This is a genomic window from Anaerosporobacter mobilis DSM 15930 (assembly GCF_900142955.1).
GTDB lineage: Bacteria > Bacillota > Clostridia > Lachnospirales > Lachnospiraceae > Anaerosporobacter > Anaerosporobacter mobilis.
In genome coordinates this window covers 60,254-81,500 of record NZ_FRCP01000021.1, presented here as the reverse complement: position 1 = coordinate 81,500, position 21,247 = coordinate 60,254, and the positions used below count along the sequence as shown (strand labels likewise).

Annotated in this window: 17 protein-coding genes; 5 read left to right on the top strand and 12 right to left on the bottom strand. The window is 34.5% G+C overall.

The annotated features are described in order from the left end of the window. Positions 1–74: 74 nt before the first annotated feature. Positions 75–3,182: a glycoside hydrolase family 48 protein gene (locus BUB90_RS19060; protein WP_073290394.1), complete on the bottom strand. Its 3,108-nt coding sequence runs from the start codon at positions 3,180–3,182 to the stop codon at positions 75–77. 665 nt (positions 3,183–3,847) lie between these two features. On the opposite strand from BUB90_RS19060, the gene BUB90_RS19055 reads away from it, so the two are divergent. After that, positions 3,848–5,167 carry a DUF4317 domain-containing protein gene (locus BUB90_RS19055; protein WP_073290391.1) on the top strand — a complete coding sequence of 440 codons (1,320 nt, stop codon included), beginning with the start codon at positions 3,848–3,850 and terminating at the stop codon, positions 5,165–5,167. Positions 5,168–5,223: 56 nt separating this feature from the next. Here BUB90_RS19055 and BUB90_RS19050 read toward each other — a convergent pair whose 3' ends face one another. The 5 genes from BUB90_RS19050 to BUB90_RS19030 all read right to left on the bottom strand — a co-directional run bounded on the left by BUB90_RS19050 (position 5,224) and on the right by BUB90_RS19030 (position 9,763). Next, positions 5,224–6,093 carry a cysteine ABC transporter substrate-binding protein gene (locus tag BUB90_RS19050; protein WP_084139379.1) on the bottom strand — a complete coding sequence of 290 codons (870 nt, stop codon included), beginning with the start codon at positions 6,091–6,093 and terminating at the stop codon, positions 5,224–5,226. 56 nt (positions 6,094–6,149) lie between these two features. Continuing rightward, on the bottom strand, positions 6,150–6,926 hold the full coding sequence (locus tag BUB90_RS19045; protein ID WP_073290389.1) for an amino acid ABC transporter ATP-binding protein: 777 nt from the start codon (positions 6,924–6,926) through the stop codon (positions 6,150–6,152). 13 nt (positions 6,927–6,939) lie between these two features. Continuing rightward, a complete protein-coding gene (locus tag BUB90_RS19040) occupies positions 6,940–7,617 on the bottom strand; it encodes an amino acid ABC transporter permease (protein ID WP_073290387.1) in 678 nt (225 codons plus the stop codon). Beyond that, positions 7,598–8,257, bottom strand: a complete 660-nt coding sequence (locus BUB90_RS19035) for an amino acid ABC transporter permease (protein WP_073290385.1) — start codon at positions 8,255–8,257, stop codon at positions 7,598–7,600. The genes BUB90_RS19040 and BUB90_RS19035 overlap by 20 nt, the downstream gene beginning before the upstream one ends. A 336-nt stretch (positions 8,258–8,593) precedes the next feature. Continuing rightward, positions 8,594–9,763: a cation:proton antiporter gene (locus tag BUB90_RS19030; protein ID WP_073290383.1), complete on the bottom strand. Its 1,170-nt coding sequence runs from the start codon at positions 9,761–9,763 to the stop codon at positions 8,594–8,596. A gap of 280 nt (positions 9,764–10,043) precedes the next feature. Between BUB90_RS19030 and BUB90_RS19025 the strand changes: the two genes are divergently transcribed. The 3 genes from BUB90_RS19025 to BUB90_RS19015 all read left to right on the top strand — a co-directional run bounded on the left by BUB90_RS19025 (position 10,044) and on the right by BUB90_RS19015 (position 13,051). After that, the gene (locus BUB90_RS19025) at positions 10,044–10,364 is read left to right on the top strand and encodes an integrase core domain-containing protein (protein WP_408605962.1); all 321 of its coding nucleotides are present in this window, start codon (positions 10,044–10,046) and stop codon (positions 10,362–10,364) included. A gap of 163 nt (positions 10,365–10,527) precedes the next feature. Then, positions 10,528–12,465, top strand: a complete 1,938-nt coding sequence (locus BUB90_RS19020; RefSeq protein WP_073290381.1) for a [FeFe] hydrogenase, group A — start codon at positions 10,528–10,530, stop codon at positions 12,463–12,465. Positions 12,466–12,589: 124 nt separating this feature from the next. Next, positions 12,590–13,051: a ferritin-like domain-containing protein gene (locus BUB90_RS19015; protein ID WP_073290378.1), complete on the top strand. Its 462-nt coding sequence runs from the start codon at positions 12,590–12,592 to the stop codon at positions 13,049–13,051. Between the two features lie 73 nt (positions 13,052–13,124). Here the strand turns inward: BUB90_RS19015 and BUB90_RS19010 are convergent, their stop codons facing one another. From BUB90_RS19010 to BUB90_RS18995, 4 genes are all read right to left on the bottom strand, one after another. Next, positions 13,125–13,883 (bottom strand): exodeoxyribonuclease III, encoded by a 759-nt coding sequence (locus BUB90_RS19010; RefSeq protein WP_073290376.1) that lies wholly within the window; start codon positions 13,881–13,883, stop codon positions 13,125–13,127. A 236-nt stretch (positions 13,884–14,119) separates the two neighbouring features. Beyond that, the gene (gene nth, locus BUB90_RS19005) at positions 14,120–14,746 is read right to left on the bottom strand and encodes an endonuclease III (protein ID WP_073290374.1); all 627 of its coding nucleotides are present in this window, start codon (positions 14,744–14,746) and stop codon (positions 14,120–14,122) included. An 87-nt stretch (positions 14,747–14,833) separates the two neighbouring features. After that, positions 14,834–16,033: a DUF5050 domain-containing protein gene (locus tag BUB90_RS19000; protein WP_073290371.1), complete on the bottom strand. Its 1,200-nt coding sequence runs from the start codon at positions 16,031–16,033 to the stop codon at positions 14,834–14,836. A gap of 108 nt (positions 16,034–16,141) precedes the next feature. Beyond that, positions 16,142–16,693, bottom strand: a complete 552-nt coding sequence (locus tag BUB90_RS18995; protein WP_073290369.1) for a TetR/AcrR family transcriptional regulator — start codon at positions 16,691–16,693, stop codon at positions 16,142–16,144. Between the two features lie 177 nt (positions 16,694–16,870). On the opposite strand from BUB90_RS18995, the gene BUB90_RS18990 reads away from it, so the two are divergent. Continuing rightward, positions 16,871–17,716, top strand: a complete 846-nt coding sequence (locus BUB90_RS18990; RefSeq protein ID WP_073290366.1) for a DegV family protein — start codon at positions 16,871–16,873, stop codon at positions 17,714–17,716. Positions 17,717–17,857: 141 nt separating this feature from the next. Here BUB90_RS18990 and BUB90_RS18985 read toward each other — a convergent pair whose 3' ends face one another. Both BUB90_RS18985 and BUB90_RS18980 read right to left on the bottom strand, forming a co-directional pair. After that, positions 17,858–19,486 carry an ABC transporter ATP-binding protein gene (locus tag BUB90_RS18985; RefSeq protein ID WP_073290364.1) on the bottom strand — a complete coding sequence of 543 codons (1,629 nt, stop codon included), beginning with the start codon at positions 19,484–19,486 and terminating at the stop codon, positions 17,858–17,860. Next, complete coding sequence (locus tag BUB90_RS18980) at positions 19,480–21,144, bottom strand: ABC transporter ATP-binding protein (RefSeq protein ID WP_073290362.1); 1,665 nt, start codon at positions 21,142–21,144, stop codon at positions 19,480–19,482. The genes BUB90_RS18985 and BUB90_RS18980 overlap by 7 nt, the downstream gene beginning before the upstream one ends. Positions 21,145–21,247 lie beyond the last annotated feature (103 nt).

Sequence of the window (21,247 nt, the reverse complement as noted above, 5' to 3'; positions counted from 1 at the left end):
TCACACATAATATCTACCACTTCCTATTATTCACATTAATGAAATAGCATTGATCTTATGAATACTTCTACTTCTTAATATGGACTCATTCCTGTAATAACTTCTCCCTTATACAGTACAATTGCTCCAGATTTATAAGAATAATCATTGGTTTGATCAAAGTTAGACCAGTTGTCTTTACTAACTCGAACACCCATCTCAATTTTCCCACTCTCATCTAAAGTCTGCGTCGTATTGAATGAGATTTCCAAATAATACTTATCTCCAGATACTTGTACAATTTTTGCTTCTGTTGCTGAATTCAGACTTATGTACCATGGTGCTTTCGATACAGTCAATCCAACATTATCTATAATTGTTTTCTGCTCTGAAGGATTTTCTAATGTGTAGTAGTAACGGATCTTTACATCGGACAAATTAACCTCTTTATCAGTTGTGATGCTAAATTGTCCACCAATTGTATTACTTGTATCTCCACCTTGACTCTTAAAACCTACATTGATGTTTACGGCTGGAATTGGTTTCACTTTAAACTGAACTTTAATTTGAACTGGCTCCGCACTTGCAGCTACCCCATCAGTAGTTGTTGCAATCGCAGTTAATGCAATTACTTTAAGTCCAGCCCCATCTGCCCCCTCATTCGTTGGAACAAAACTAACATTTCCTGAGGAACCATTGGTTTCACCAATCTTTTTACCATCTGCAAAGAACTCTACCTTTGCAATAACCCCTTTATCAATAGAAGCCTCTGCCGCAACAACAATTGGAGATTGTGTATCTGTGTAGTCAAATATTGCTTGATTCTCTGGTGATACAATATGAACTACTGGTAATTCTGCTTTTGGCATATTAATTGTTATTGTTACTGTCTTTGAGGTCCTTACTGTATTATTATCTGCATAGGCAATCGCCTTTAATACGACTGTTTTCTTACCATCAACAACTCCTGTCTTGGTTGGAATATACACAACTTCATAGTCAGCGTTGTTATCTTCTGCAAATTTCACTCCATCTGCATAGAACTCCACTTTTTGAATAGAGCCATCTGCAATTGATGCATCCGCTTTTACTGTTATACCGTTTTCACAATTAGCCCAATCAAAAGTTGCTTCATTCAATGGGTTTGTAATGGATACAACTGGTGTTACCACATCATCTTCAGGGAAGAATTCATCCATTACACCAAGTGCGATAGCAGTTTCTGCTTGAGCCCAGAAACGATGGTATACCATAGAGAATGACAGATTATTATCGTAAGCATATTTTAGTTTTTGGAAATCTGGATCGTTTTCATATTCTGTACGAATTGAGAAGAAGGTAGCTCCTTTTTCAATCTTATCTCCATTTGCCATAGTTCCACTATAATTATCAGGTACAGCTATTTTTTGATCAAAGAAACGTTCTAACATTGTTGTAAGTTCTTGCTTATCACCAATACCTTTATCATCTTTATAATTATTCCACATACGATTTAATAATTCTTTTGCAACACTTACATAACCATTGTAGGAGTTATCTTCTGTATATTTTTGCAAACCAGCAGCATAGTAAGTTAGCGTGTTTGCAAGTGAAGAAGTAACACCAATGTCATGGGTATAATTTGCTACAGTAACATGTAGATTCTTATTACCAGTATAGGTTCCTGTCCATGTATCTGGTTGACCTGACCATTTTAATGTACTAGGAATTAAGTAGGTTCCATCTGCTTTTAATTGAACTTCTGAAACTACCCATTGTGCCCATTTATCAAGGATTGCTTTCGCTCTTGCATCCCCTGTTTGATAATAGAGTTCTGCTATACGCTGCATTGACCAGCACTGCATACCAAACCATTCGTTACTTCCTGGATCAGCATATACTGGTGCCTCCTCATATGCCATTCCATAGAAAGTACTTGTTCCAGCTGGATACTTGTCATAGGAACCATTGTATGAGTTTGTCGCCCCACCAGCAATTGCACCTTCTGAAGATTGTAGCCATTGATAAAACTCTAACTGTCTGTCTAAACTCTTAGCCCAGTCACTTTGTGCTGTTTGCGATTTAGGAATAAATTCTGAATCCTCAGAAAGCACCCAAGCTGCAAAAGGATTTTGGTAACCAAAGTGATTATGGCTAGCACCAATTCTCCAACTCCAGCTACCATCCGTAGCACCACCCCAAGAGTAGTACCAAGATAAGAGATAATGTTCGGAATCACGGCCAGTTGCTGCTGTTGTTCCTTGTGCACCTACTTTCATAAAATACTTATCAAACATGGCATATCTTAAGTAATCTCCCATCTTACTAGCTTTCGATACATAAGTTGAGAGTGATTGGTTATCTTCTTTTGCCCATTCATTGGCACGATACATAGCTTGTACCACACGGGCATCTGCATCAGAGGCAATGGTATATCTCCATTGTTTAGCATAAGATTTATCCCCTGTAAAGAAAGGTAAGAAACCTTTATCTCCTCCCCACTTGAATGTTTCCCAAGATGGATGAGGTATAGTTTCCCAAACTGACTCTTGTTTACCACGTTGGTAGGTATTGATATACGATGGTGTTGATACGCCATCTCCACGTTTACCGTAACCATAGAAGTTATCCACATCTAATAGCCAATGCATACCATACATCTGAGGTGTTCCATATGTATTACGAAGTTCGTTGTAAAGCGGATCTTGTCCTACTTTCGTATTAAATTGTAATTCACTTGGATAATAATCTGGTAATGGATATTCTGCAGCGTAAGTTGCAGGGCTATTCGGATTATAAGTTAATTGGCCTGGTTGATCTTCTGCTGTAGGTATATAATAATTTTCAATGGTATCCCATGCTGTTTCGATACCCGAGTAGTCTTTTGTAATTCTACCTTTCATTGCTTGTAACCAAAGCAAATAGCTTGCAGTTTCACTCGTTGATTCATGTCCATGATCGGGAGCCTCTACCATTAATGTTTCAACTGAGTGATAAGGGATACCTTGACTATTAAAATACCCATTATCCTTATCGTATATATCATTATATAGCTCAAGGAATCTTTGTTCATAGATACTTGGTGAATCTGCTTCTGTCGCATACGTCATCGTTTGAGTGTCAGAGTTTGTTTTTGCTACTGCATACATTCCACTAAATGGGTAAATACATTGTGTTACAATCAAAACTGAACTTAATAATTTCCATTTCTTACTTTTCTTCATATTATCTACTCTCCTTTTCCCTATTTTCCTATTACTCTGTTCTATAAAATACAATATTACCTATCGTCTTGTTTCTCCTTTCCTCCTTTCCTTCTGATACAAGAGCGATCCCCTCGTTGGCAATCGTATCAAACCCTTTCAGTAAAAAAGTATCCTATACTCTAAATGTATAATACTCTCTACTACTTAATAATAAGATATTTTTGGAATTTTTCAACAGTTATTGTATATTATGTATGTAATTTATTCTTATAATGTAAACCCAATTTGGTTTAATATATTTTAATTACTGATTATAGTATTAATATATTACACTTTTCTAATAATAATTAATTATTAAGCGGCTTAAACGATAAAGAAAATAATGTTATGTATTATTCAAAATATTTATTAAATCTTTTTATTAGCTATTTTTCTATAATTAACACTTCTTTCTACTATTATTTTACCTATTTTTTACATTTTTGTAAATATGGTGATTTATTACTAATTTTACTTTTATCTATTTACTCGATTACTTTCTTTTGATTGTAAATTAAAAAACTATTGGTTCTTAATTGAGATATGAAGTATAATAGGTATTTGATAAGCTTTATAATACGTAAGGATGTTAATGTGAATATAAACTTTCGTATTGCAACTTTGAAAGGAGCATAGAATTTATTATGACAAAGAAAGATGTATTAGAGCTAAAGAGAAGATTGAAAAAGGACGAATGTACATTCACAAAATTATGCGGTTGTTATGTAAATGGCGAAAAGAAAAGAATACTTAATTTAGAAGAAACCTTTCTAAATCTTAAAGAAGAAGAATTCTACAAGTACTTAGAAATTGCGAAAAAAACTCTCTCTGGAACAGTGGGTAATAATATCCTTCAACTTGAATTTCCTCTTGATGAGGAAAAACCAGGTGGTAAACAACAGTTTCTTATGGGATTAAAAGAGAGTAAACTTAGGAATGAAGGTTTATTAGAAGCCTTCTACCAACTAATCATTGACAATTACGATTATGCGGGAAATTATCTAATCTTACTATTCCACGATGCTTATGATGTCATGACGAAGACAAGTGATAATAACAAATTAGACGAATCTGAAGAGGTATACGAGTATTTATTATGTGCCATCTGTCCTGTTACATTAACCAAGGCAGGGCTTGGGTACTTAGAAATTGAAAATCGCATTGGACCACGTAATCGTGACTGGGTTGTGAATGCACCTGATACCGGATTTGTATTCCCTGCTTTCTCTGACCGTAGTACGGATATCCATTCCGTTATGTACTATACAAAGGATGCTAAAGAACCACATAAGGAACTCATGGAGTTTGTTCTGGGTTGCCCTCCAAAGGAAACAGCAACCGAACAAAAACACGCATTTCAAAACATTATTAATAATGCGGTTCGTGATGAGGAAAAAAGCAATAGAGTATTCATGGAGATACAAGAATCTCTGAACCAAATGGTGGACGAGCAGGCAGAGTATAAAGACACAAAGGCAGATCCTGTTATTCTTACCAGTGATTCTATAGAGGAAGTAATTGAATCTTGTGATTTACCTGAAGAGATTTCTAAGACGATTAAGAATTCGTATGTAGAAAAATTCGGTGAGACTCCACCAGTTGTGGATCACCTATTAGATAGCAAAGTATTGGCAGCAAGTGCGCAAATTAGAAAAGAAAAAGCCCTCGTAGAAAAGGTTCAACAACTACAAGAGAAGTTAGAAGAAGTGACAGCATTAAAATCAGATTCCTTCTTGGATACTAGTTCAAACGATCAACAACCCGGAGCAGATGTTGATAATAATCTTTCTATTCAATCCACCGAGTTTCTCGATTCAGAAGATGGAAACTTCGATGTTATTCTTCGTGTTAAACCACAAAAGGTTCAGGAAATAACCTATGAAATAATTAACGGGAAAAAATGTATCATTATACCAATGTCTGAAAACGAACATGCAGATTTAAACGGTATTACCACCTTTTAAAAAGAATGTCATAGAACACATGTATCCATCTGTTCTATGACATTCTTCTTTACTACTTATTCTATAACTCCGCCTTCAATTACTAGATTATCTGGATTTGCTGCATCACCATATACTGGTGCTAGTGTTTCCTCATAAGCCTTATGGAAGAATTGTTCATCTGCTAAAGAACGTATCTCATCATTAATCCAATTAAGCAATTCTGTATTTCCTTTTTGTACAGCTGCAGCAATTGTATCTTGATTTCCAAGTGAATCTACACCAACAGAGAATCCTTTATTCTCAATTGCCCAAGCAAGTACTTCTGTATTGTCTGTTGATAATGCATCTCCTCTACCATCTAACAAGGCATTATATGCTTCACTATATTGGTCAAATTTAAGAAGTTTAACGTCTGGATAATTCTCAGCAAAATATGTCTCAGCTGTTGTTCCCTTACTAATAATCAATGTCTTACCATTTAACTGTTCTGGGTCTGTAATTAATGCACTGTCTGGTGAAACAATTCCAAGTGCTACCTTCATATAAGGCAATGCAAAATCAACTTGTTTTGCACGTTCTTCGTTTACAGTAAAATTAGCAAGAATAATATCAACTTTGGCAGAACGTAAGTATTCTACACGGCTTGCAGCTTCTACTGGTACATATTTCACTTCAACGCCAAGGTCTTTGGCTATTCGATTTCCAAAGTATACATCATACCCTTGATACTCACCATTCTCATCTACATAACCAAAAGGTTTCTTATCAGAGAAAACTCCAATTACCACTTCTCCACTATCTTTTATCTCTTGTAACGTTCTTGCAGTTGACTTTTTATCATCATCAGAAGATTTCTTGCCACATGCGGTTAGTGCCATTGCTAAAACCAATACTACGGTTGATACTAAAATTAATTTTCTTTGAATGATACCTTTTTTACTCATAATAAATTCCCCTTTTATTCTTATTTTTTATTTAAAGCGTTTGCGTAACTCTTAACCTACTCTGTCTCAATGTTATGTACATTCTCAAAAGTAAACACATCCAAAAATTTTCTGGCACGCTCTGTGCTTGGATTTGTAAAAAACATCTCTGGCTCTGACTCTTCTACAATTGATCCCCCATCTAAGAAAATAATTCTGTCTGCAATCGCCCTAGCAAACGACATCTCATGGGTTACAATTAACATGGTAGTTCCCTGCTTTGCAAGTTCTAACATAACATCTAATACTTCTCTTACCATTTCTGGATCAAGGGCTGCCGTAACTTCATCAAACAGCATAATCTCTGGATGCATACAAAGTGCTCTTACAATAGCAACTCTCTGCTTTTGTCCACCGGATAGTTGTCTTGGATATGCATTTACCTTATCTAGTAGCCCAACACGCTCTAGCAACTGCTCTGCTTCCCTACGAACTTCTTCTTTTTTTCGTCCCTGTGCTTTAACTGGGCCAAGTGTAATATTATCTAGAATATTCATGTGTGGGAATAAATCATAACTTTGGAATACCATACCGATTTTTTGTCTAATGGCATACATTGCTTGCTTACTCTCACGTATATTCTCTCCATTTAATAAAATCTCACCATTTTGTATGGTTTCTAATCCATTAATACAGCGAAGCAGCGTACTTTTTCCACAGCCTGAAGGTCCTAATATTACAACAACTTCACCCTTCTTCACTTCAAGTGACAGGTTGTTTAGAATGGTAGTCTGATCGAATCCTTTTTCTAGATTCTTAATTTGTAGTATATTGTCTTTGCTATTTGTATTCATGCATATCTCACCTCTAATCTTTCCATCTTTGTTCTAGTCTTCCAGCAAACTTTGAAAGTGGAAAACATATAATAAAATACATAAAGAATATCGTTGTATAGATTATGATTGCAGCTAAAGGTGCTGTTAGCCTAGATGCTTCTATTATCTGCTGCCCCACTTTTACAACTTCAACTACTCCAATTAAAACTACTAAGGATGTTGTTTTAATCATACGAGTTACAAGATTCATTGACTGAGGTATTAATCTACGAAAGGTCTGAGGTAAAATAACGTTCATATATAGCTGTTTCTCCGTTAATCCCAAGGCTCTACCGCTCTCATACTGATGTATTGGTATCGATTCAAGTGCTCCTCTAACCAAATCTCCCATCTCCGCAGTCCCCCATATGGTAAATACTAAAATAGCAGAAAATTCTCCTGATAAATTAATATGTAAGGATTTCGATAGTCCAAAATAAACTAAGAATAGCAGAACAAGTTGTGGCATGATACGAACAAATTCCAAATATATTTTTGTAATTACCCTTATTACTGGGTTCTTTTTAGTCATTATGAATCCTAAAAGAATTCCTAGTATTATGGATAGTAGAACTGAAAGTAATGAAATCCTAACTGTAATCCATAATCCTTCTAGTAAACGTATGAAATTCCTTCCTTGAAACAATACATTAATTGCCGATTGCAACACGTTTCAACCTCCTCTCTACGATTGTAAATAGGATAGAAATAGGAAGTAGTATAATCAGATATGCAACAACTAATAAGAATAGTGCTTCATCGGTCCGATAATACAATCCAATTAAATCTTTTGCTACAAACATTAAGTCTGCTAATGCAACTACACTAAATACGGATGTTTCCTTAATTAAGAATATTATGTTCGCTAAAAATGCTGGCATTGAAATCATAATAGCTTGTGGTAATAATATTGATCTTACTACTTGCCACCTTGTGAGCCCAAGACAAAGTCCCGATTCCTCTTGTATCTTAGGGATTGCTTCTAGTCCACTACGAAATGCCTCTGACATATAGCTGCCTCCAAGGAAAATTAATCCTACAATAGCACATGCTTCTGAACTCATTACAATTCCTATCTTCGGTAATCCAAAATATAAGAAGAATAATTGTATTAATAACGGTGTATTTCTAGATAATTCAACATATCCACCTACAATCTTATGTATAATTGGAATCTTATAATAACGAATAATACTACACAAAAGACCTACAATAATCGCTCCTAAAATTCCTATTATCGCTAAACGTAATGTTAATTTAGCTGCTTCGACATAAAGTGGAATATATTCTTGTATAACCTCTATATCCATTAAGCACGTTCTCCCTTCAACCTCAATTCAAGCTAACCTATCCATATATTATTTATGTTTATTTATAGAAAACTATTCAATTCCTTTCTGTAAAAAACTTACATTCTATACTATTCATATAGATTTGATATGAATTGTATGTTATATAATATATTCTTTTTAATCTAAATTGTCAACCATATTTTCAAAGTTTTTGTTACTTTATGTGTTCCATAATAAAAAAGGTAGAGTTCAATGTCTCTACCTTTTCGATAAATTTTCTACCCCTACTTGTAATAGATAATTACTATCTATTATCAGTAAAATATTAATTACGTAATACAAACTCTCAATCGTCTATATTTTTATTTCTCCAGCTTTTCGTAATGCAATTTTCGCAACTACAGGTCCAATAATTGAATATATAAAAGTTGAACAGAGAATAACTGCCCGTATAGAAGACGCGTATTCAGGTACTAAGGACTCGGCGACTACTACTAATCCTAAAGCAACACCAGCCTGTGGCATTAACGTAGGTCCAAGATACCTGCACACCTCCTTATTCTGTTTACTTACCTTTCCTCCTAACCATGCCCCAAGCATTTTACCTAACACCCTCATAATTACGTAAATCACACCTATTAAACCTATACCTTTAAGAGCATTCGCATCAAATCCAGCACCCGATATTACAAAGAATATCATAAAAATTGGTGGCGTAAACGCTTCGGATATTTTATTTAGCTCATCCGCTTCATCACTTATATTTGTTAATACTGCTCCAATTGCCATACAAGTAAGTAAAGGAGATCCATTTAATTTAGTCGCCACCCAATATGCTCCTAGTACAAATGCAATAACTAAACTTAATCGATTTGTTCGCTTTTTAAAAAATTTAATTATGTACACTAACCCCAAACTAAATAATCCTCCTATTATAACTGAAATTACTATTTCATAAAAAGGATTAAATAATGATGCTACTAAACTCACCTTTGACGAAGATATCATCTTTACAATAGTTGTCGCGCACCCGAATGCAATAAGTGCTACTGCATCATCTATTGCTACAACGCTTAGAAGCATTGAAGTAAGGGGGCCTTTAGCATTATATTGATTAATAACCATAATAGTTTGAGCAGGGGCTGTTGCCGCCGCAATTGCTCCTAACATAATCGATAATTTTATGTCAAATCCAAAAAACATGCATGTACCTGTTACCAATACAATTGCTATTCCCGCTTCAAATATTGCTATAATAATAGGTGCTATTCCAACCTTTTTAAAATATGATAAACTAAATTCACAACCTATTGAAAAAGCAATAAATGCTAATGCTATATCTGAAATAACACCAAAACCATTGACCATACTGATGGGAATCCAGTTCAATATTGAAGGCCCTAATATAAGTCCTGCTATCAAATAACCTGTAACATTAGGTAATTTAATCTGTTTTACAATTCTTCCACATAAAATTCCTGATATCAGTATTATAGCAGTCTCATATATAATCTTATTTTCCATTTTCCCTATCCCCTCTTGTAATATTCTTTGCTTTATGTCTGAGAAACAACTTCATTATACTCTCGAGTTGTTTCTCTGTCAAACTTAAATACCTTGGAAATTATAAACTTGATAATCATAAAATACTTATTAAACTGCTTATAATATTAATTTTATTGAATTTGTAATCATGTTTTATGAAGATGCCTTACTCAAATGTTACGATTTGGTGTTAGTATATAACAGTGGACACGAAAAGTTTAACACGATACAATAGCTTCAAAGAAAGGTGTGTTAAACAATGTCCAAAAACGGTAATCGTTATTCTGAAGAATTCAAACAACAAATTATAGAATTGTATAAATCAGGTAGTATAGTGGCCTACCTAAGATCCCATGGTATTGTTCATTCATTTAGCAGAAAGGAAAATCCTTATGATAATGCATGCATAGAATCATTTCATTCTCTCTTAAAGAAAGAAGAAGTAAATCATAAAAAGTATTATGATTTTAATACTGCTGGGAGAGCACTATTTGAATATATTGAATCCTGGTATAATCGTAAGAGAATTCATAGCGCAATCAACTATTTAACACCACAGGCTGCACATGATGCTGCCTAGTGGTCAGGTAAAGTTAAACTTTTTGTGTCTACAATATTGACACAAGTCCAATTATAGAATATAGTTATAGTATTTATCTTATACTATCTTTAAATGTAACTGTTCAGAGCCAATCAATATGATTAACAGTTACCTTTATATTATGAAAGGGAGTGATTACTTTATGGAAAACAACAAACAAAAACTCCTTCAGAGTTCCTTAGGATCCGTCTTCACAGTTTTCAGTGATGATACCTTAGATGAAATAACACAAAGTGATAAGAGGTTATTAGCAGTTTGTGGAAGGGTAAAGTCACCTGGAATTATTGAAGTATTCGAAGGTGCAACCCTAGAAGATATCATTGCTTTAGCTGGCGGTCTGATTGGTACAGGAACATTCAAAGCTGCTCAACTTGGTATGCCTTTTGGTTGCCTATTAACGAAAGATAATTTGCATGAACCATTTGATTTTTCATTATTCGAAACTGGAATACGGCAAAGTATTATTATCTTATCAAGTGATGACTGTATTATCCAATATGCAAAATTCTACCTTGATTATCTCAATGGACAAATTAAATCTGGAGCCATTCCACGATATCTTCCAATTCAAAAAGAAATGAAATCCATGGGTGATATCTTTGATCGGATCTCCAAAGGACGTTCGAATATGAGAGATATCTTCTTCCTCCGTGAATTAGCAAATACTGTTATTGAAACTATTAATAAAAAGCATAATGTAACAGAAGAAATCATTAACCACTTTTATGAGGAATTAATTGACCATATTGAAGATAAATGTTGCTATACCTCTCAATGTCATCATTTGACTAAACTTAGAATAACAGACAAATGTATTGGTTGTAATGCATGTAATCGTGTCTGTCCAGTTGATTGTATTGAAGGTGGACTAAAGGAGCAACATTCCATTGATTATGTACGTTGTACACATTGTGGAGCTTGTGTTACCGCATGTCCTGTTAATGCAATTACTTATGGTGATAACAGTCTTCTCTTCTTACGTGATTTAGTTACACCTAGTAAAGTTGTTATAACACAGATGGCTCCATCGGTACGTGTTACGATTGGGGAAGCCTTTGGCTTTGAAGCAGGGGTAAATGTAGAGAAAAAAATCGCGGCTGGATTGCGTGCACTTGGCGTAGATTATGTATTTGATACAACTTGGGCTGCTGACTTAACCATTATGGAGGAAGCCGCCGAGCTTACCGACCGACTGAAAAGATACCTCGCTGGAGATGAAACCGTTAAATTACCAATCCTTACCTCTTGTTGTCCAGCTTGGGTTAAATTCATTGAACAAAATTATGCTGATATGTTAGATGTACCTTCTAGTTCCAAATCTCCAATGCAAATGTTTGCTTCTGTTGCGAAAGACCTTTGGTCTAGGGAACATAATTTAGATCGAACAGATATTACTTCAGTAGCTATCATGCCTTGTATCGCTAAAAAATATGAAGCTGCTCGTCCTGAATTCTCTAGAGATTTAAACTATGATGTTGATTATGTCTTAACAACAAATGAATTAATAAAGATCTTTAAGGATACAGGAATTGATTTGAAAGAGATTGAAGATGAAGAAATCGATCAGGTTATGGGAGAATATACTGGCGCCGGTATCATATTCGGTCGTACAGGTGGTGTTATCGAAGCAGCTACACGTACCGCTCTAGAAGGGTTAACTGGTAAAAAGTTTGATACTATTGAATTCGAATGTCTTCGTGGATGGGATGGATTCCGCTGTAGCGAGATCAAAGTGGATGATGATTTGACACTTAGAATTGGTGTTGCTCATGGACTAAAAGAAGCCAAAAAGATGTTAGACAAAATACGTTCTGGTGAAGAATTCTTCCATGCTATTGAAATTATGGCCTGTACTGGAGGCTGCATAGGTGGCGGTGGTCAACCGAAAGCCAAAAAACGTGCTGAGACTCTAGAAAAACGTATGGAAGGACTTAATAATATTGACCGCTCCCTTACTTTACGTAGGTCCAATGAAAATCCAACTATTCAAGTGATTTACGACAAATATTTGGATTATCCTTTGAGTCACAAAGCACATGAATTATTGCATACGCAGTATTTTGTAAGACCTAAGAAGTAATTATTAGAACAGTCAATGTTGTTTTATTATTAAATCAGATATATTTCTAATAAAAAATAATTATTTGTAGATACTAACTTTGTATGTAGGTTATTCCTATAATTTTTTGAAAAGGAGATATATTATGATATTAACAGAAAAAGAAACATCTGTAATCAACGATCTTATGACTCAAGAAAAAACTTGCATAGAAAAATACGGAAAATACTCTACTTATGCAAAAGATACGGAACTAAAAAATCTCTTTAGCACATTACAAGAAAGAGAACAACAACACTACAATTCCTTGAATCAAGTCTTGACTGGGACCGTACCTAGTTGTGATGTAAATGATTCGGCAGGTAAGAACTATAATCCAACTGCAACCTATACGATTGGCAAATCAAATCTAGAAGATAAAGACAACGATTGCTTCTTATGTACAGATGCTATTACAACTGAAAAATTGGTTTCATCTGAATATAATAGTGACGTATTTGCCTTCAGAGACACCAATATAAGAAAATTATTGGCAGATATACAGGTTGAAGAACAAAACCATGCCGAAATGATTTACAAATACAAAACCACAAATTCAATGACTTAACTAAAAATAAGTTGGCATACTAGATTTCCACCTACTATGCCAACTTTAATTTTATTTTTTATTATTTATTTTTTTATTCAAAGGAGATTTCTAACTCTACTGGACAATGATCTGATCCTAAAACTTCCGTATGAATCTTCGCACCAACTAAACGTTCATCTAAACTACTTGATGTAAGGAAATAATCGATACGCCAACCCGCGTTCTTCTCTCTTGCTTTGAATCGATAAGACCACCAAGAATAGATTTCTTCCAGATCAGGATAAAAGTATCTAAAAGTATCCGTAAATCCATTTTCCAATAACTCGCTGAATTTTGTTCTCTCTTCAATCGTAAATCCTGCATTCTTTTTATTGGTTTTAGGATTTTTCAAATCTATCTCTTTATGAGCCACATTCAAATCTCCGCATACAATAACTGGCTTCTTTTCATCAAGCTTCTTAAGATAATCTTTGAATGCTTCCTCCCATTCCATACGATATGGTAATCTAGCTAATTCATTTTGTGAATTTGGTGTATAGACTGTTACCATATAGAATTGTTCAAACTCCAATGTAATTACACGACCTTCTTGATCATGTTCCTCAATTCCTAAACCATATGTTACTTCTATTGGCTCATGCTTTGTAAAAATTGCCGTTCCTGAATATCCTTTTTTCTTAGCATAATTCCAATATTGATTATAGCCTTCAAGATCTAATTCGATCTGTCCTTCTTGTAACTTACTCTCTTGAATACAGAAAATGTCTGTATCGACTTCTTTAAAAAAATCTAAAAATCCTTTTTGGACACATGCTCGTATTCCATTAACATTCCATGAGATTAATTTCATTTATCACCATACTCCTTTCCAATATCTGAATCTTTGTTCAACAAAGGTTCGGTTGGAAGTTTCTCAACCAATTTACTTTATCTTAACCAACTAATTGTAGTTAGCTACATATAATACAATAGCATGATTCAACAAAAAAGTAAATTAGCGGAGCACTTGGATGAAAAAAATTATAACTTTATCAAATGTAAAAAATGGCAACCAATTCATTCACAAATTGGTTGCCATTATAGCTTCTATATATCCTTCTTCTCACACCATTCACTCAAAAAGCACTTCTCACAATTACACTTTCTTGCAGTGCATATACTCCTACCATGATAAATCAACTGAAAGTTAATACGATTCCAATGTTCCTTCGGAAGAACCTGCATCAGTTCTTTCTCCACCTCTACTGGATTCTTTCCTACTGCCCATCCTAGTCTCTTAGCAATCCTTAACACATGTGTATCCACCGTTACCCCCGGTATTCCATACGCATCTGCCAAAAACAACGTAGCTGTTTTTCTTCCTACACCAGCTAACTTCACTAATTCATCTATAGTTGTAGGAACCTTACCATTATACTCCGTAAGGATTTGATTGCAGCATTGCTTCATATTCTTCGCTTTACTTTTGTATAATCCGATGGATCTAATACAGTCTTCTATCTCTTCTAGAGGAGCATCTGCCATTAGTTCTAATGAAGAAAATCTATCCCAAAGTCTTGGTAAAACTTCATATACTTGCTTATCTGTACTTTGTGCACTTAACATAATTGCAAGTAGAAGTTGCCAATCTGCATTATGTAAGAAACCTTCCTTTGTTGTTCCATATTCCTGATCTAATATAGCTAATATCTGTTGTACTTCACGATCTTTCATAATATTCCTCACATTTACAACTAACTATTCGTTTCTTTAATCTGATAACGACCTTTTCCAGATTTCTTAGCTTCGTATTTATAGCTATTATTTATTCAACAACTTATCCACCGTAATGCTTTTGAATACTTTCTTCTTTGCTTGCACAATTTGATAATAAGCCATTCCATCTACTATTTTAATCTGCTTAGGTGCAATATTCAAGGTATAGATTCCAGATTGATCTTGATAGTAATAATGATTTGGATCTTCTCCATTACCAAAAGCGAATAACTTATAATTCTTAGCACTTACATAGTCACTTACTCCAAGAACATACCCTTCATAGGACTCATATGATTTCTCATCTAGTATCATCTTAACACTACTACCATTCGTAGCTGCTTTGAAAAGATAAGAGATGTATTGATCATCTGATAAGGAATAGTACACATTATCTGCTGTCACTTGATGTAGTTCAACACGAAAGCTGGTATAATCTGTTGCAGGTTCTCCTCCCGCATTCACACGGTAGTCACTGATTTTCTTATGATCGAAGGAATCAAGCTTTGTTACCTTGCCTTTGAAAGAAACCTTCATTACATCTGTGGTGCTACTCTTTATTGTTCCCTTATTCTTATTACATAGATAATATAAACCATCTTTTCCTACTGTCAAACTATCTACAGAAGTGCCTGTAATCAGTTTCTCCGTCTTCTTTCCACCTAACGTCATAGAATAGATTATCGTACGTTTGTTATTCGTATAATAGATACGATTGTTTGCGATGACTGGCTTAAAGTTATAATAGTTTGTACTTGTAGTACTAAGGACTTTGTTCGTTCCCTTTTTACCAGTAACATGAACCCTTGCCATAATCATCTTACTGTAACTCTTATAATAGGAATAGTATACGTAATCACCAACTACTCCAATAATATCTCCTTTGTTCACGGTTACTAGGCACTTTGTATTCTTACCATCACGTCCTACCCGGTAAATACTATTCTTACCTGTTTTATTATCTTTAACAACATAATACACATATTTATTCTGAACATAAAAGTTCTTTACTTCTTTCGTCGTTAATGTAGTTGTCTTTGAAGAACCAATTTTTTGTGATACTAGCTTATAACTAGATCCCACTGTCCCCTTTATATAATATAGATAACCTTGATCTTTTACTACAAGCGAAGATGACTGTGCTACATTCTCAGCAGCTACTACTTTCTTTGGAATAAGATTAACACTTGTAATGGTGCAGACTATTAACATTGCCCATGCTATTATTTTTTTCATTTTTTCCATAAGTTTACCTCCTATCTAATTCTATGATAAACCTTGATTATGTCAGTATTTTGGCATTTGCATGTATGATTTTACCAGTAATAACTCCTTCAACCAAACCGATATTGGTTAACGACCTTCCTTAGACCCCGCCGCAAACTTAACCATCGTAGCAATTTCATCTGGTGTTTCTTGCATCCCGGATTCAATCCATTTCAGATACGTATTGCATAAAGCTCCCGCATAGTAATATAACTCATATCGAGAAAACTCCGATGCCTGCAATACGTAAGTGTCCATATAGTTATTCAAAGCATTCATTATCACTGCATGCATATTGGAATGAATAAGCGTTAAGAGGAATGAACTGTACTGTTTAAAGAATGTAAAGCAATGACAGATATGCTTATAATCATGAAATTCCCCAATATCTGTACGCGTTTTTGTCTCTTCCATATAATCGTTCACGATCTCATACATATAGTCAGACAGAACTTCTAGCTTAGATTTATAGTATTTATAGAATGTCATTCTAGATACATTGGCGTTGTTAACAACCTCTGTTATTGTTATCTTCTCGAATGGCTTATCCTCCATTAACTTAAGTAAAGATCTTGCAATACACAGCCGTACACACTGATTTCTAGTGGTAAGATTGGCTCCGCCTTCCGATACTCTCATATTATCACCCTTTTTCTTAGATCAATGTTTCCACCGACCTTGATATGTTTACATTATTGCACCTTTTGTAAATTGTATCACATTATAGACTGTAGTACAATGTAATGTAGTATTAAAAACCACATTGTAAACATTTGTAAGCAATCTACTGTTTATTAGATTAGTTTGGAGGTCATTATGAAATATGGTATAGTTGTTGACTCAGGTTGCGACTTGATTCGTTTAAGAGAAGATGTAACTGACAAGATAGATTTTACAAGATCACCATTAAAGCTTGATATTGGAGAAAAAGAATTCATTGATTCCTTCGACCTCGATATTGAAGAATTTATGAAGGAGATGTACTCTTATAAAGGAAAGACAGGAAGTGCTACTCCAAGTCCTGATGAATGGTTAAGAGCATATGAGAAATCAGAGAATGTCTTTGCTATAACAATCACAGGAACGCTATCAGCTAGCTATTCGAGTGCTGTAATCGGAATGGAACTTTTTAAAGAACGTTATCCAGAAAGAAACATCTATGTTATAGATTCCAAATCAACTGGTCCAGAGATGTCACTTATTGTTCGTAAATTAACTGAATACATGAAAGAAGATATGGATTTTGAAGATATCTGTAAGAATATAGACGATTACTGTAAGCATACGAATCTACTCTTTATTCTTGAATCACTTGATAATCTAGTTAAGAATGGTCGAATTAGCCGATTAAAGGCTAGCATGGCGGGTATACTTGGTATTAAGATTCTGGGAATCGCTAGTGAAGAAGGAACGATTGATTTGTTACATAAATGTCGTGGTAAAATGGCTGTCTATGACAAAGCAATTGCAGAGATGTTAGAGAGAAATTATCATGGTGGCAGAGTTGTTATTGCTCACTGTTTTGCTAAGGAAGTAGCAAACTATGTAGAATCAAAAATCAGAGATAAATATCCTGATTGCGATGTTGAAATCATGAAAACAAGTGGCCTATGCAGTTATTATGCAGAAAAAGGTGGCTTATTAATAGGCTTTGAATCATAAAGACTATCCTTATCGTAATCCACCATCATAAGAGATAACTTTCGTTCTCTTCCCCTAAGAACAGCAATTCCATAACCAGCACTAAGGCAGTGGCAAAGTGGTTTACATAAACCTTTTGCTACTGCCTTTTCTTCTATTCTATTACCCCTCAGTCACAGTTCCTTTCACATGGAATATCTTATCATATTGTGATTTGCTATCCTTAAAGATAACATGGCTTACATTGATTACCGTGATATTCTTAAGTTTAAGAATTGTCTGTTCAATCTCTCTTGCACGTTCCATATCAAGTGCTGCGAAAGCTTCGTCCATGAATAAGACACTTGCTTTTGCTAACATCGCCCTTGCAATAACGATACGGCTACGTTCTCCCCCTGAGATATTCTTTCCATTATCATAAATCATAGTGTTAAGGCCGTCTGGTAGATTTTCTATGAAAGAGGTTAAACCAGCTACCTCGATTGCCTCTTTAATTTCCTCATCCGAATACTCTTTGTATAAGGTTATGTTGTTCTTCAATGTGTCTTCAAAGATAAACACCTGTTGTTCTACATTGGCAATCAATGAGAAATAATCTTCCTTCTTCACATCTGCTAATGGCTTTCCATCGATTAATAATTTTCCTTCTGAAGCGTCAAAGTATTTACGAAGTAATTTCAATAATGTAGATTTACCACCACCTGATGGACCAATTATTAGATATTTTCCATTCTTCTTAATTTCCATGTTCACATCATGAAGAGTCTTTGCTTTATCTTCCGCATCTTCATATGCAAAACCAACGTCTTTTAATTCAATCTTATCTGTAAATTCGTGCAATGCTATATTTTCTTCGTGTTTATTCTTATTCAGTAAACTCTCATTAATCTTCTTACCAAGACCTTTAGAAGCAAATATTTTAGGCATTGCTTCACTCATCATCATAAGCGGCCAAGCAATACGTTGAATTGCCTGCGAAACTGTTAAGGCTCCTGCTGCTGTAATATTGCCTTGAATCGCTTGATAAGCCAGATAGCAAAGTCCTAGATATATCATTAAAGAGAACGAGCCATTCTGCAATGCATTCATAAATGTGTAAATCTTCTCTATGACGTATCCCTTATGCTGAATCTCCTCACTCTTCCCATAATAATCATTAGTAACCTTATCTTGTAGATTATTACTCTTAACAATATGGAAAGCAGATAAAACTTCTTTAATATAGGACGTATATCCATCAAATTGATCACTTCGTTCTTTCACTTTCTTAGAGACAGGTCTTGACAATAGCATAGATACCACAGCCGTTAGTAAGGTGATAGTTACTGCAAAACCAATCATTCCTTTACCAACTGTAGATAAAATCCAGACAGCAACACAGAAATTAGTAATACCATTGAATACTGTGAATATACCGTCAACAAAATTCGTATCAAGGGTATTGCAATCATTCGTCAATCTTGATATATACGTTGCTGTATTCTCTTGTTGGAATTCTGAGATATTCTTCTTAAATATTCCACGAATATAATATCTCTTCATGCATAGATTGGCATCTTTTCGAAACCATGATTTTGTTATGGTACCTAATAGCCCTATAGGGATTAGCAAACATGCTTGTAACAAAAATCCTGGGATCTCAGCCTTCAAAGTAGCCATATCTCCTACAAGTGCATAATCTAGGAATCCCATCATCTTAACAAACACCACACCATCTAAGATCGTACCAGCTGCAAGACAAATCAAAGCTATTATAAGTTGTGGAAATGGTCGTAGCACTCTCTTTAGCATGTAACCACCTCCCCAAAATAATCTGCTGCAACACTCTGTAATACTTCACCGTTCTTGATTTCTAATACATAATCATATTGTTCCGATATTCCTTCATAGTATCTATGACTAATAGCTACTACCGTCTGTGGTAGAGATAAGAATACTTTCTCAATCTCACGTCCAAGTTCTTCATTCAAACTCGAAGTTCCTTCATCAACGAATAAGATCTCTGAATCTTTGGCAATGGCTCTTGCAATAGAGATTCTTTGTCTTTGTCCTCCAGATAGATTCTTACCGTTTTCTTTAAGTACCTGATCTAGACCATGTTCTTGACTTGATATCAATTCCGATAGATCACAGGCCTCTACCGCTTTTTGAATCAGATTATCAGGAATCTCCTTATATAAGGTGATATTATTTCGAATCGTATCTTCGAACAAGAATACGTTTTGATATATGAATGATACTTTGTCATGAAAAGTGCGTTCTTTTATTTTCTTATAATCTACGCCATCCGCTAAGATCTGCCCATCATAGTTGTCATACGTCATAGATAGTAAGTTTATTAACGTAGATTTACCTGCACCACTAACACCTTTGATTAGATACTTCTTACCTTTTTCTATCACAAAATTGGCATGGTGTAGAATCTCTTTGTCCCCATAGTTAAAAGACACGTCTCTTACTTCAATTTGTTGATTGATAGTGAACTCTTCTGTCTTTTCATTATCACTGTCATCTACTGAGTCATTATCCTCTTCATCGTCCTTGGTTATCTTCTCATAAATCTTCGAAGAAGCCTTGACCTTATTCCATAAAGGGAACGCCTCTATAAGATTAAACGACATCATCGCTCCTAATTGAAAAACTATAGCTGCATTTGTTAACGTCATTCCCTTATCAAAGTTAAGACACAGATATAACATCAGAAAACAAGAAATAACGTAACCAATTACATTAATTAAGTTTTTCTGGCATTCCGCAAAGATATTGAAGATATATTTTCTAAGCTCTAACTTGCGCAGTCCATCTAAACTCTTATGTAGGAATTTATCGTCCATGCGGTTTAACTTAAGTATCTCAAGACCTTGAAAAGTATTATTGATGTTGGTCGTAAATATTTCGTTTTGCAATGATACTTCTTCTTGTAAGGTCACTGTATTCTTAGAGAAGAAATGAGATATTACATACAAGATTGCTGAAGCAATCACCATATATCCGGCTAACACTGGTTCTAGAAATAATAACGCAATAAAACTTAGAATAAACATCCCCGTGTTGATTAAGAAATTTAATAAGCTTACGAAAAAACTCTCCTCAAATGTGTTAATATCATTAACTAAATTAGATAAATACACATCTTTAGATTTTCTACTAAACTGCTTAAATGACATTCGCATAATTTTATCAAATGCCTGCTTTCTTACTTCAAGAATTATATCTCTCATAAATCCAATACGTAGCATTCTTGAAATAATAAAATTAACTACGTTATATACCCCTGCTAAGATTGCAATCCAGATAATTTTATTCAAATCAGCATCTGCACCTTGCTCAATAACTCCCAATATAACAGAGAAGGTTATGATCTGTACGAAATGATCTATGATAAACAAAAATGAAGCAAACAGATACTGTACAAACTTTCCTCTCTTATTCCATAATAGCTCTTTCATCGAATTCCCCTCACTTTCAGTTAAATAAGCTATAATCTCCCTTGCAGTGTATATACTACCATAAGCTATTCTACAATGCAATATAGTATTTAATAAAAGTGAC